The sequence below is a fragment of the Streptomyces sp. NPDC052040 genome, assembly GCF_044548405.1.
Taxonomy (GTDB): Bacteria; Actinomycetota; Actinomycetes; order Streptomycetales; family Streptomycetaceae; genus Streptomyces.
Genome location: NZ_JBIUBV010000002.1, coordinates 229,772 through 242,748, shown reverse-complemented (window position 1 = coordinate 242,748; position 12,977 = coordinate 229,772). Strand labels below are relative to the sequence as shown.

Annotated in this window: 9 protein-coding genes and 1 pseudogene; 4 read left to right on the top strand and 6 right to left on the bottom strand. The window is 71.8% G+C overall.

Annotated features, from left to right (window positions below):
• Window positions 1-78 precede the first annotated feature (78 nt).
• The 3 genes and pseudogenes from ACIHAA_RS07245 to ACIHAA_RS07235 all read left to right on the top strand — a co-directional run bounded on the left by ACIHAA_RS07245 (window position 79) and on the right by ACIHAA_RS07235 (window position 4,298).
• The gene (locus ACIHAA_RS07245) at window positions 79-1,419 is read left to right on the top strand and encodes a VWA domain-containing protein (protein WP_399814096.1); all 1,341 of its coding nucleotides are present in this window, start codon (window positions 79-81) and stop codon (window positions 1,417-1,419) included.
• A 1,279-nt stretch (window positions 1,420-2,698) separates the two neighbouring features.
• A pseudogene (locus tag ACIHAA_RS07240) lies at window positions 2,699-3,775 on the top strand (FHA domain-containing protein); the annotation flags it as partial.
• Window positions 3,776-3,884: 109 nt separating this feature from the next.
• A complete protein-coding gene (locus tag ACIHAA_RS07235) occupies window positions 3,885-4,298 on the top strand; it encodes a globin (RefSeq protein WP_399814094.1) in 414 nt (137 codons plus the stop codon).
• Window positions 4,299-4,359: 61 nt separating this feature from the next.
• On the opposite strand, the gene ACIHAA_RS07230 is transcribed toward ACIHAA_RS07235, so the two are convergent.
• Genes ACIHAA_RS07230 through ettA form a run of 3 tightly spaced genes read right to left on the bottom strand, consistent with a single transcriptional unit; the run spans window position 4,360 to window position 7,138 of the window.
• Entirely contained in the window at window positions 4,360-5,046 is a 687-nt protein-coding gene (locus ACIHAA_RS07230) for a hypothetical protein (protein ID WP_399814093.1), read from the bottom strand.
• The gene (locus ACIHAA_RS07225; RefSeq protein WP_399814091.1) at window positions 5,043-5,471 is read right to left on the bottom strand and encodes an acyl-CoA thioesterase; all 429 of its coding nucleotides are present in this window, start codon (window positions 5,469-5,471) and stop codon (window positions 5,043-5,045) included. The genes ACIHAA_RS07230 and ACIHAA_RS07225 overlap by 4 nt, the downstream gene beginning before the upstream one ends.
• Before the next feature lie 2 nt (window positions 5,472-5,473).
• Complete coding sequence (gene ettA, locus ACIHAA_RS07220) at window positions 5,474-7,138, bottom strand: energy-dependent translational throttle protein EttA (protein WP_399814090.1); 1,665 nt, start codon at window positions 7,136-7,138, stop codon at window positions 5,474-5,476.
• Between the two features lie 397 nt (window positions 7,139-7,535).
• Here ettA and ACIHAA_RS07215 point away from each other — a divergent pair, with 397 nt between their 5' ends.
• A complete protein-coding gene (locus tag ACIHAA_RS07215; protein ID WP_399814089.1) occupies window positions 7,536-7,970 on the top strand; it encodes a hypothetical protein in 435 nt (144 codons plus the stop codon).
• A gap of 325 nt (window positions 7,971-8,295) precedes the next feature.
• On the opposite strand, the gene ACIHAA_RS07210 is transcribed toward ACIHAA_RS07215, so the two are convergent.
• From ACIHAA_RS07210 to ACIHAA_RS07200, 3 genes are all read right to left on the bottom strand, one after another.
• On the bottom strand, window positions 8,296-9,675 hold the full coding sequence (locus tag ACIHAA_RS07210) for a TQXA domain-containing protein (RefSeq protein WP_399814087.1): 1,380 nt from the start codon (window positions 9,673-9,675) through the stop codon (window positions 8,296-8,298).
• 312 nt (window positions 9,676-9,987) lie between these two features.
• Entirely contained in the window at window positions 9,988-10,476 is a 489-nt protein-coding gene (locus ACIHAA_RS07205) for a single-stranded DNA-binding protein (RefSeq protein ID WP_399814085.1), read from the bottom strand.
• 289 nt (window positions 10,477-10,765) lie between these two features.
• Window positions 10,766-12,862, bottom strand: a complete 2,097-nt coding sequence (locus tag ACIHAA_RS07200; protein ID WP_399814527.1) for a GTPase — start codon at window positions 12,860-12,862, stop codon at window positions 10,766-10,768.
• Between the last annotated feature and the right edge of the window lie 115 nt (window positions 12,863-12,977).

The window sequence follows — 12,977 nt, the reverse complement described above, 5'->3', positions numbered from 1 at the left end:
CCCCCGGACCGGAGGGGACCGGTCCGTGCACAGTCATCGCCCCGCTCCGGCGGGGTCGTCGAGGGGGATCAGGCTGCCATGGCCAATTTCGCGAAGTCGGACGTGCCACGGTTCTCGGTGGACGTCTACCAGAACGAGTATCTGCCGGAGGGCGGCCGCGAGGTCAACGCCATCGTGACGGTGTCGGCGACCGGCGGCGGCACCTCCGGGAGCGCGGCCTCCGGCTCCTACGCGGCGGGCCGGGCTCCGGGTGCGGCCGTGGCGATCATGGTCGACTGCTCGGGCTCCATGGACTACCCGTCCGCCAAGATGCGCAACGCGCGCGAGGCGACGGCCGCGGCGATCGACACCCTGCGCGACGGGACCCACTTCGCGGTGATCGGCGGCACCCATGTGGCCGAGGAGGTCTATCCGGGCGGCGGCCGGCTCGCCGTCGCCGGACCCACCACCCGCGACCAGGCCAAGCAGGCGCTGCGCAGGCTCCGCGCGGGCGGCGGCACCGCGATCGGCACCTGGCTGCGGCTGGCCGAGCAGCTGCTGTCCGCCGCGGACGTCTCCATACGCCACGGCATCCTGCTCACGGACGGCCGCAACGAACACGAGTCGCCCGAGGCGCTGAAGGCCACCCTGGACGCCTGTGCGGGCCGTTTCACCTGTGACGCGCGCGGGGTCGGCACCGACTGGGAGGTGAAGGAGATCACCCAGATCGCCTCCGCGCTGCTCGGCACGGCCGACATCGTGGCCGATCCGTCCGGTCTGGCGGCCGACTTCACGCGGATGATGGAGACGGCCATGGGCAAGGAAGTGGCGGATGTCTCCCTGCGGCTGTGGACCCCGGTCGGCACGGAGATCCGGTTCGTCAAGCAGGTGGCTCCCGCGGTCGAGGACCTGACCGGCCGCCGCACGGAGGCGGGACCGCGCGCGGGCGACTACCCGACGGGCTCGTGGGGCGACGAGTCCCGCGACTACCACGTGTGCGTGAGGGTCCCGGCCGCGCACCTCGGCCAGGAGATGCTGGCCGCGCGGGTGTCCCTGGTGATCCCTAGAGGCGACGGCAGTACGGAGAGCCTGGGGGCCCAGGGGCTGGTACGGGCCGTGTGGACGGACGACATGGCGGCGTCCACCTCGATCAACCCCCAAGTCGCCCACTACACGGGCCAGGCCGAACTGGCACAGGCCATCCAACAGGGAATAGAACTGCGCAAAGCGGGCGATATCGACGGTGCAACGGCCAAGCTGGGCAGGGCGGTTCAACTCGCCGGTGCGTCGGGGAACGCGGATACTGCGAAACTGCTTGCGAAGGTGGTGGACGTGGTCGACGCGGCGACAGGTACTGTGCGACTGAAGGCAAAGGTCGCCGAGGCGGACGAGATGACCCTCGAGACCCGGTCCACAAAGACTGTTCGTGTAAAGAAGTGACGAGCACGTCCTGACAGCAGCGAGCCCGACCTCCCAGGGGTCGGAGAACCACGCCGGTCCCCGTGACCGGAGAAGGAAAGGGGGAAGCGCCGACATGCCGACCTGCCCGAACGGACACCAGTCGGGATCCGACGACTGGTGCGAGGTCTGCGGTCACCGTATGGCCGGTGCCGTGCCCCCACCGCCGCCCGCCTCCGGTTACGGCTATCCGCCGCCGCAGGGCCCGGGCGGCCGGCCCGGGGGACGCCCGCTGTCCGCCGTGCCGGACCGCGAGCCGGAACTCTGCCCGCAGTGCCGTACGCCCCGCGAGGGCGGCGCGCCCTTCTGCGAGGAGTGCCGGTGGAACTTCCTGACCAACACGGCCACCTCCTACACCCCCGCGGCCCCGCGCCCGTCCGGGCCCGGCCCCGGGGTGCGCTTCCAGCAGGGCGGCCGGCCCGACCCCGGAGCCGACCCGTTCGACTACGAGCGCTCCCGGCCGTCCCAGGTGAACCGCCCCGCGGAACCGATACCCCCGGGCTCCCCGTTCGGCAGCGAACCGTCCGGCCCGACCGCCTTCGGCCCGGACCAGTCCCGCCCGCCCGCCTACGGCAACGACTCCCCCCGCCCCTCCGGCTTCGGTGGCGACACACCCCGCTCGCCCGGCTTCGGTGGCGACGGACCGCGCCCTCCCGCCTTCGGCAACGACGCGTCCCGCCCTCCGTCCTCCGACTTCGGCGGCGATACATCCCGTTCGTCCGGCTTCGGTGACGACGGACCGCGTTCTTCGGGCTTCGGGGGCGATGGTCCGCGTTCGTCCGGCTTCGGTGGCGACGGACCGCGTTCTTCGGGCTTCGGGGGCGATGGTCCGCGTTCGTCCGGCTTCGGTGGCGATAGTTCGCGCTCTTCGGGCTTCGGCGACGACGCGCCGCGTTCCTCTGACTTCGGAGGCGACGCGCCGCGTTCCTCCGGCTTCGGGAACGACGCCGCCCGCTCGTCCGACTTCGGCGGCGACCCGTCCCGGCCGTCCGGCTTGGACCGGGGCCCGTCCCGCTCGCCGGACTTCGGCGGCGGCACGACCGGCCAGTCCGCCTTCGGCGGCAACGCCTCCCGCCCCTCGGACTTCGGCAACGACTCGCCCCGCCGACCGGACTTCGGCGGCGACCCGTCCCGCTCCCCGGGCTTCGGGGGCGACTCCTCGCGGCCGTCTCCGTTCGGTGCGGACCCGTCACGTCCGGTACCGCCGTCCGCGCCCGCGTCCGGAGGCCCCGGCGGTGCCGGTGGCCCCGGCGGGCCCAGGAACACGGGCGGCCCGGGCGGCTCCGAGGGCCCGGGCGGACCCGGCGGTCGCGGTGACTTCGGCGGCCCGGGCGCACCCGGCGGCTTCGGCGGCTCGGACGCTTCCGGCGGCTTCGGCGGCGGCCCTGGCACATCCGGCGGCCAGAGCAGCCCCGGCGGCCCGGGCGCTTCCGGCGGCCAGGGCGGCGGCTACGGCTACCCGCAGCCCGGAACCGGCGGCCCCCGCGGCTTCGGCGGTCAGAGCGGCCCCGACGGTCCGGGCGCTTCCGGCGGTCCGGGAGGACCCGGCCCCTCCGGCGGCCAGGGCGGCTACGGCTACCCGCAGCCCGGAACCGGCGGCTTCGGCGGCCAGGGCGGACCCGGCGGTCCTGACGGACCCGGCGGCCAGGGGCCGTACCAGCAGAGCGGCGCCGCGCCCACCGCATTCCAGCGGCCCGGCACCTCCGGCCCGCCGCCCACGCAGGGCGGCGGCTTCCCGCCCTCCGCTCCGCCGCAGTCCGGCGGCCCCTCCTTCGGCGGCGGGGACGACGACTGGGTGATCTCCCCGCCCTCCCCGGCGTCCGGGGGCACCTCCGGCGGCCCCGGTCCCTCCGGCGGCCAGGGCGGCGGCTACGGCTACCCGCAGCCCGGCCCCGCCCAGGCCCAGCCGCCCGGCGCCTACGAGCAGCAGCCCGGGACCTGGACCGCCACGATCGGACCGGACCGCGAGTACTTCATGGCGATGATGCAGCGCTCCGGCCCCGAGGCCACGGGCCTGAACCTGCCCGCGTACTCCCCGGCGCAGCAGCGCCCCCTCACCGGCAGCCAGGTCACCATCGGCCGTCGCCGCCACTCCACCGGTGACACCCCCGACGTCGACCTGTCGGTGCCGCCGGAGGACCCGGGGGTCTCGCACCAGCACGCCATGCTGGTCCAGCAGCCGGACGGCTCCTGGGCGGTCGTGGACCAGAACTCCACCAACGGCACCACGGTCAACGGCGGCGAGGAGCCCATCCAGCCCTTCGTGCCGGTCCCGCTCCAGGACGGGGACCGGGTGCATGTGGGCGCCTGGACGACGATCACCGTGCGCCGGGACTGACCCGAGGACCAACGGCTGATCCGCATCCGTACACGGGCGCCCCGGCGGCTCCCGTGCGCGGATGCGGCGGGGCCTAAGCCCGGAGACCTGGGCCGCCGTGTCTGAGACCATGGAGCACGTGAGAGAGATTCGGCGCGGCACGCTTCAGGAGCAGACCTTCTACGAGCAGGTCGGCGGGGAGGAGACCTTCCGCCGCCTCGTCCACCGTTTCTACGAGGGGGTTGCCGAGGACCCGGTCCTGCGGCCCATGTACCCGGAGGAGGACCTCGGCCCGGCCGAGGAGCGCCTCGTGCTGTTCCTGATGCAGTACTGGGGCGGCCCGACCACCTACAGCGAGAACCGGGGCCACCCCCGTCTGCGTATGCGGCACGCCCCGTTCACCGTGAACCGGGAAGCGCACGACGCCTGGCTGCGGCACATGCGGGTGGCCGTCGACGAACTCGGCCTCTCCGAGGAGCACGAGACCACGCTCTGGAACTACCTCACCTACGCCGCGGCATCCATGGTGAACGCCCCGGACTGACCCGCCGAACTGACCCGCCGGGCCGACCCGACCGGCGCGCGCCTGTGCGCAACCGCGCGCGCTAACGGACGCTGACGTCCAGCGCGCCCAGCCCCGCCCGGCGCACGGCGACCGACCCGTACGGTGTGCGCAGTCGCAGCCATGCGCCCGAGGACAGCAGGGCGGGAGGCTCCTCGCGCGGGGCGCGGGCACCCGGCCGCAGAAAGCCCAGCGACTGGGCCGCGTGCACGGCCCGTACGGGCAGTCCCGTCGGGCCCACCATCCGAGACCAGATCTCCCGGCCGACCCGGTCGAGCGCCGCCCGGGTGCGCTGCTCGGGCGCCAACTCCTCGGAGCGGGTGCGGAATTCGTTGACCGCAGCGGCCACGGTCGCCCGCAGCGCGTCGGGCGCGGGCAGTCCGGCGACCGGCTGCCAGCCGCCGCGCGGGGGCAGCACACCCGCCCAGGGCGGTCCGGTGACGGCGGCGGGCACGGAGGCCGTGGCCGCCGACTCGTCGACGGACTCCAGGAGTTCCCCGGCCGAGACGGTGACATCGAGGCCGTCGTCCAGCCCGTTCTCGTACGGCTTGGCCAGCCGCACCGCGCGGACCGCGAGCACCTCGAAGGACGGCGGCCGCCCGAAGACGGCCAGGGTCGTGCCCGTCGCCCGGAGCCGCACCGCGGCACCCCGGTCGTAGTGGAGCAGCCTGGCCAGGAAGGCGGCGAGATCCGCCGCCTCCACATCGTCGGCGAGGTGGAGGACCGTCATGCGGCGACGGCCCCCTCCTCGGCGCCCTGGTCGCCCCGGTCGTCCTGGTACTCCCGGAGGAACTCGCGTTCCTCCTCGGTGATCCGGCGCGGCCGCTGCCGTTCGAAATCGAAGGGCACGATCACCGTGGAGGCCCGGACATAGACCTGGTCCGGGTCCTTCACCTCGTAGGTGAGGGTGAAGGACGCCGCCCTGATCTCCGTGACCCACAGCTCGATGTCCACCGGCGCGTGCCGGTGGACCAGCTGCCGCTTGTAGTCGATCTCATGGCGCGCCACCACGGACCCCTGCTTGAACTGCTTGTCCGGGCGGAACAGGAAGTCGATACGCGCCTCCTCCAGATATCGGAGGAACACCACATTGTTGACGTGGCCGTATGCGTCCATGTCCGCCCAGCGCAGCGGGCAGCGGTAGATGTGCCGCAAGATCAGCCTCGGGTCAGCTTCTTGTAGGTGGCACGGTGCGGACGGGCCGCGTCCGCACCGAGCCGCTCGATCTTGTTCTTCTCGTACGACTCGAAGTTGCCCTCGAACCAGAACCACTTGGACTCGCCCTCGTAGGCGAGGATGTGCGTGGCCACGCGGTCCAGGAACCACCGGTCGTGGGAGACCACGACGGCGCAGCCGGGGAACTCCAGCAGCGCGTTCTCCAGCGAGGACAGCGTCTCGACGTCCAGGTCGTTGGTGGGCTCGTCGAGGAGCAGCAGGTTGCCGCCCTGCTTCAGGGTGAGGGCCAGGTTGAGGCGGTTGCGCTCACCACCGGAGAGCACCCCGGCCGCCTTCTGCTGGTCCGGGCCCTTGAAGCCGAAGGCGGAGACATACGCCCGGGACGGCATCTCGACCTGGCCGACGTTGATGTAGTCGAGCCCGTCGGACACGACCTCCCACAGCGTCTTCTTCGGGTCGATGTTCTCGCGGCTCTGGTCGACGTACGAGATCTTGACGGTCTCGCCGACCTTGATCGAACCGGTGTCGGGCGTCTCCAGCCCCTGGATCATCTTGAACAGCGTGGTCTTGCCCGCGCCGTTGGGGCCGATGACACCGACGATGCCGTTGCGCGGCAGGGTGAAGCTCAGGTCGTCGACGAGGACCTTCTCCCCGAAGGCCTTGTTGAGCTTGGCCACCTCGACCACGACACTGCCCAGACGCGGGCCCGGCGGGATCTGGATCTCCTCGAAGTCCAGCTTCCGCATCTTGTCGGCCTCGGCGGCCATCTCCTCGTAGCGGGCCAGACGCGCCTTGGACTTGGCCTGCCGCCCCTTGGCGTTGGAGCGGACCCACTCCAGCTCGTCCTTGAGGCGCTTCTGCCGCTTGGCGTCCTTCTGGCCCTCGACCTTGAGACGGGTGGCCTTGGTCTCCAGGTACGTGGAGTAGTTGCCCTCGTAGGGGTAGGCGCGGCCGCGGTCCAGCTCGAGGATCCACTCCGCGACGTTGTCCAGGAAGTACCGGTCGTGGGTGATGGCCACGACGGTGCCCGGGTACTTGGCCAGGTGCTGCTCCAGCCAGTTCACCGACTCGGCGTCGAGGTGGTTGGTGGGCTCGTCGAGGAGCAGCAGGTCGGGCTGCTCCAGCAGCAGCTTGCAGAGCGCGACGCGGCGCTTCTCACCACCGGAGAGGTTGGTGACGGGCCAGTCGCCGGGCGGGCAGCCCAGGGCGTCCATGGCCTGCTCCAGCTGGGAGTCGAGGTCCCACGCGTTGGCGTGGTCCAGGTCCTCCTGGAGCTTGCCCATCTCCTCCATCAGCTCGTCGGTGTACTCGGTCGCCATCTGCTCGGCGATCTCGTTGAACCGGTCGAGCTTGCCCTTGATCCCGGCGACGCCCTCCTGGACGTTCTCCAGGACGGTCTTCTCCTCGTTCAGCGGGGGCTCCTGGAGCAGGATGCCGACGCTGTAACCGGGGGAGAGGAAGGCGTCACCGTTGGACGGCTGCTGCAGCCCCGCCATGATCTGCAGGACGGTCGACTTACCCGCTCCGTTCGGCCCGACGACGCCGATCTTCGCTCCGGGGAGGAAGCTCAGGGTGACGTCGTCGAGGATCACCTTGTCGCCGTGCGCTTTGCGCGCCTTGCGCATGGTGTAGATGTACTCAGCCAAGAGAAACCGTCCGGCAGCTTGAAATCAGGCAGTGGGCAGATACACCCCATCTTGCCGTACCGCCACCCCCACGCGGAAACCCGTTAGGTACGGGCCCTCTGACCTGTGGTTTCGGTGCAGGCCGCTGAGCCTCGTCTGTCACTGTCGGTCGCCGTTGGTCGCCCTCGGGCACCCTCGCACGACCCAGAGACGGCCCAGAGTTGATCACATGGGACCGGCCGGTTGATCGACGACAGCCTGCATCACCCGTCTGCACTGCGTGGAGCGACAGCGAATGAACGCCCACTGAGGCTGGGACTGACAACGGGGGCCGTGTGTTGCCTGTTCAGCAGCCAGCCAGAGTGAGGTGGCACGACAGGTTCCCCGGCCCTGGGAAGGAAGGAAAGGGTGCCTTCACATGTCACACCGCACTGCCATGGCGCCGGAAGCCACCTGGGTGGCCCGGTGGGCGGGATCTCTGCTGTGCCTTGTGGTGGCCGGTATCCACGTTGTGGACCAAGGCGGCATCACGGCGACGAGGGACCCCTCCTACATGGGCATCGCCTACCACGTCCTGGAGATCGCGGCTGTGGTCGCGGCGGCACTGCTTCTCCTCGGCCTCGTACGACTGGGATGGCTGCTGGCGGTCGGGGTCGCCCTCGGCCCCCTGGTGGGCTACATCCTCTCCAGAGGGCCAGGACTGCCCGACTACAGCGATGACATCGGCAATTGGACAGAGCCGCTTGGGCTGGTCAGCCTGGCCGTCGAAGGAGCCCTGCTCCTGTTGGCGGTGCCGCTCTTCGTGCGGAGCTTGCGCCCGGAACCAAGACCTTCCGGAAGCATCGGGGACTAGTTTGGAAGATCGCGTAGGCGGACTCGGCCTGACGTGCGGGAACGTCTACCTGCGCGTTTGCGGTGGGTTATCCGCTGTTCCACGTAGGCTCCCCTGGCGCGCCTCTCGAACGGGCGCGCCAGGGGCACGGCCGCAAGGGCCGCCAGAAACACCCCATCTTGCCGTACCGCCACCCCCACGCGGAAACCCGTATGGTCAGGTCCCTCTGAATCCAGGGCTCGACCATCGGAAGCTGTAACTCGACTGGCACTCTCGGTCGCCACAGGCCGGCCTCAGGAAACCCCACCCGACAGACAATCGCCACCGGCCCCGCCGGGCCTTGTGCTCAGTCCTCGGTGGTGGGCCTCTTGGGGATCAGGACGAGGGCTGCGCCGCCGATGACCACCAGGGCTATGGCGGTGCCTGTGATGTAGGGGGTGGCGCTGGTGGAGCCTGTTTCGGCGAGGTTGGTGTCGGCGGGGGCCGTGACGCCGACCGCGGCGGGGACGGGCTCGCCCAGGGTCTGGGTTCCGAGGCCGCTCGGGCTGCTCTCGGTCTTGCAGTCGAGGACGCCCTTGAACCACTTCTGGTATCCGGCCGGGCCCTTGACGGTGAAGTCGTAGGCCTGGTCCTCCTGGAGCGGGATCGCCACCGTCCGGGTCTGTCCGGCGGGGATGGTGTGCTCCGCGCCCAGCAGGTCGAACGTGAAAGGTGCGTTCCCCTTGTTGGCCGCGGTGACGTCCAGGCTGCCCTTGGTGCAGTTCTTCTCGGCCGACAGCGCGGGTATCGCGCCCTCGGCTGCCCAACTCGCGGTGGCCGTCGCCGAGACGGTCGACTCGCTGGAGCCGGCGAGTATCTGGGCCTGGCTGCGGGTGTCGGAGGCGAAGGCGCGGCCGACCGGCACGGTGGTCGACGCCTGCGCCGTCAGGTCGGCCGAACCGTCCTGCATCTTCTTCGGCACCTGGAAGTAGATCCGGCTGCCGTCGGCGGCGGACGTGACCGCCTTGCCGTTCTTGTCGACGATCTTCACTCCGGCGGCCGCGGCGTCCGGCGGCGGGGCAACCGCCACACTGTCGGCGTTGGTGTGCACCGTCACCGGACCGAGCCGCTCACCGGGGTGCCCCGGGACGGCGGACGGGTCGAGGGTCAGGGAGGCGGCGGGCTCCGGAAGGTTCCGCGCGTGCTTCTCCAGGTAGTCCGCGAGCTTCTCCGCCTGCGGGTCGACCGCGTCCACCCGCGCGCCGTCCGACCAGCGCCAGATCGCCACCTGGGTGCCCGCCGCCGCGTCCTGCTCGGTGAGGCCCTTGGCACCGGCCTTGGACGCCAGCGCGGCCAGATCGTTGACCTGCGGGTAGGAGTTGTTCAGGATCCAGCCGATCCGGCCGGCGTTCTTGTTGCCGCTCAGGGAGGTGCCGCGCCAGGACGTCTCGTGGTAGCGGGCGTCCTTCTGGGCCGGGTTGCGGAGGTCGATGCCGTACGTCTGGAGGGTGCCGCCGTTGTCGACGGACATCTCGAACAGCCCCGCGGACACCTGCTCGTCCTTGCCGCCGTCGTGGACGACGGCTGCTCCGAAGGTCTTCAGGCCGCCCATGGTCGCCGACGCGCCTCCTTCGCTCTGCGGTGTCCCGTCGGCGGCCGCCGTTCCCGCGGTGGCCAGCAGGCCGCCCGAGACGAGTCCGGACACCAGCGTCGCGGCGGCGAGGCGGGCAACCCCTCGCCTGCGCACGGACGGCACAGAGAGCGCAGAAAACACAGAATTCCCTTTCGGGCGGGACCCTTTGACGTGGGGGGTTCGGTCCCGCCAGCAGAATCGGCAAGCCCCTGGAGCTATGCCCGGCATCCTAGGGACGCGGCGCACCCCTCCCCCCGGTCCTGGCGTTCGATAACCGATCCGAATCGGAATCGTTATCGGGTAGGGGGTTGGTGAGCTGCACGTATCGACAAATCTACGAGGAATTTTCGCCCCTACGGCTCCTTCCCGGCGATTGGGTGACGATCGGGTCAGTTCGTTCGGATCGGTGTGATCGCGCAGCTGACGTCACGTCATGGAGACTGCCTCGGCTTCGGGTTGAGGAGGTGCGGCGGAGTGATCCAGCTCCTCGGGGCGGGTCGGCGGTCCCGTCTCCCAGTCGGGCTCGGGCTGGGGTGCCGCTCCGCTCTGGATCTCGGGCCTCGACGACCGGCGGAAGGCCGATGTGCCGCGTGACAGGTCGTGCCCGACGGCGACCGCGTCGAGGTCCGCCGACAGCCAGCTCTGCCCGTCCCGTTGCTCGTTGCGGACCTTGAGCCGTCCCTGGACGACGAGCGGATCGCCCACGGCCACGGAGGCGGCGACGTTCGTCGCAAGGGAGCGCCGGGCCCACACCGTGAAGAAGTTGGTGTGCCCGTCCGTCCAGGCGTTCTTCTCCCGGTCCAGATACCGGGCCGTCACCGCCAGCCGGAAGCGGGCCGTGGGACCGGACGGAGTCTCCCGGTACACCGGCTGGGTGGCCACGTTGCCGACGGCACACACAAGCATCTCGTTCATGCGAAAACCCCTCCTCCGCCCGGCGCTTCACGCCGGGCCGCACGCATACGGGTCCGTCCCGTACGGCTGCGTCTGGTGCGGCGGCCGCGTCCGGTGCGACCGCCGCGGGACCAGATTGCCTCCGTGGATCCGGACTCGCTGAGCGCTGTGGACCGTCCTCCGGCTGTGGAGAACTCCGCCACTCGAACGAGGGCTTCCGCCTCCCGTTCCCCCCTTCCCCTTACTCACCGCCGCGTGGACATCCCGGCCGTCGCGGTGAGGGCGCAGCCGCCGGTACAGATGCCGGGGATCAGTTCAGCCGGGCCGCCAGGCCGGAGCCCATGACCTTCAGGTACTTCTCCCGTACCTCGCGGTAGCGCAGCAACTCCGCGGCCACCGGATCCAGCACCCGGGCCCGGCCGCACCCGGCCGCCGCCTCTCTCAGCCGCCGTTCCGCCTCGATCCCGTACCGGCGGCCCGGTCCGCGCGCCGCCATCCGGCAGCCCCACTCGATGACGGGACCTCCCACGACCCCCACCGCCGTCAGCAGCACGGCGCCCCCGATGTGGGGCGACACGGCTCCTACGGCCTGCCCCAGCAGCCAGAGCACACCGAGTACGTGGAGGACCATCATCACGGCCTGGCCGATCACCGCCGCGGGCCACCAACCGGGCCGGGGCGGCCGTCCGGGCAGCTCGGCGGCGTTCGCCGCGAGCTGGTCCAGCACCTCGGGCAGCCCTTCCGCACCTCGTGACGCGGCATCGCGGACCGCCTGGGCCCAGGGCGCGGGCAGTCCGTCCGCGGCCCGGTCCGCCACCGTCCGTACGGCCTGTTCGACGCCCTGCCGCGCGGTCGCCTCCTCGTCCACCGCCGGAGGCGCAGGCAGCCGCTCCGCGACCGGGCGCCGCCGTTCCCGGGACCAGCGCCACAGCCGTAGCCAGGGTGTGCCGCAGGCCCGGTTGGCGTGGCGCAGCCAGGCACGCTCGGCCGCCTCGCCCGCGGCGGTCGCGCCCACCGCGTCCGCGAGCTGCGCCGCGAACTCCTCCCGCGCCGCCTCGCTGAGCCCGGTGCCCCGGCCGGTCGTGTAGACGGGCCGCAGCCGGGCCGCGGCGGCGTCCACATCCGCGGAGACCCGGCGCGCGGCGGCACCCCGCTCGGCGACGAACTGCCCGAGCACCTCCCGCAGATCGCCCATGCCCTCCCCGGTGAGCGCGGAGACCGCGAGCACGCTCGCGCCCGGCTCGCCGTACTCGCCGAGGGCGATCCCGTCCCCGTCGAGCAGCCGTCGCAGATCGTCGAGGACCTGCTCGGCGGCTTCTCCGGGCAGCCGGTCGATCTGGTTGAGGACGACGAACATCACCTCGGCATGGCCCGCGAGAGGCCGCAGATAGCGCTCATGAAGGACCGCGTCGCCGTACTTCTCGGGGTCCACCACCCAGATGACCGCGTCGACGAGCGCCAGCACACGGTCGACCTGCGCGCGGTGTTCGAGCGCGGCGGAGTCGTGGTCGGGCAGGTCGACCAGGACCAGCCCGCGCAGCTGCGACTCGCCGTCGGGGCTCTGCGGGGGGCGCCTGCGCAGCCGCGCCGGGATGCCGAGCCGGTCCACCAGGGCGGAGGCGCCGTCGCTCCAACTGCACACGACCGGCGCGGCGGTGGTGGGCCGACGCACCCCGGTCTCCGAAAGGTTCATTCCGGCCAGGGCGTTGAAGAGGGTCGACTTGCCGCTGCCGGTGGCGCCCGCGATGGCCACCACGGTGTGCTCCCCGGAGAGCCTGCGGCGCGTGGCCGCCTCGTCGAGTACGCGGCCGGCCTCGGTCAGCGTGTCGCCGTCCAGCCTGGTCCGCGACAGGCCCACCAGCTCGCGCAGCGCGTCCAGCCTCGACCGCAGGGCCCCGTCGTACGCGAGGGGCACGGGTTGCCGTTCGGTCGCGTCCCGAGGCTCCACGACCGTGGCCGTCGGGGGTGCGGAGGGCTCGGTGTCGTGTGCGCGCCGGGCGATCAGTCCGTCGTCCCAGGCGGCACCCGGGTCCGCATGCTCCGCCGTATGTTCCGCAGGGTCGTACGCCGAGTTGTGCGCCGGGGTGTCCTGCCGCACGGGTGTGTACCGGGCGTCGTCCTCCGCCCGAGCGTGCGGGACTCTGTCCGGGGAGCCGACGACGGGCGGAGTCACGGCAGGCGTGCCCGAGTCCGGACCGCCGTCATGGCGGCCCGGATCCCCGTCACGGCGGGGGCCCGAATCCCCGCCACGGCGGTCAAGGCCCCCGTTACGGCGGTCGGAGTCGTCTCTGTCGCTGCTTCCGCCTACGTCCTCGTTGCGGTCGCCGCTCTCGTCGCCGTCGGAACTCCCGCCACGGACGGCACTCCCGTTGCGGTGAGCCTCCTCGGTTCTGCTCGCCTCTCCGATCCGGCTCGTATGCCCGGTCTCCTCCGCGGACTCCCCCGGCGGTTCCGAAGTCCCCGAATCCGCCGACGCCCCCGCAGGTTCTGAAGCCCCCGAGACCCCAGAAGACCCCTCCGGG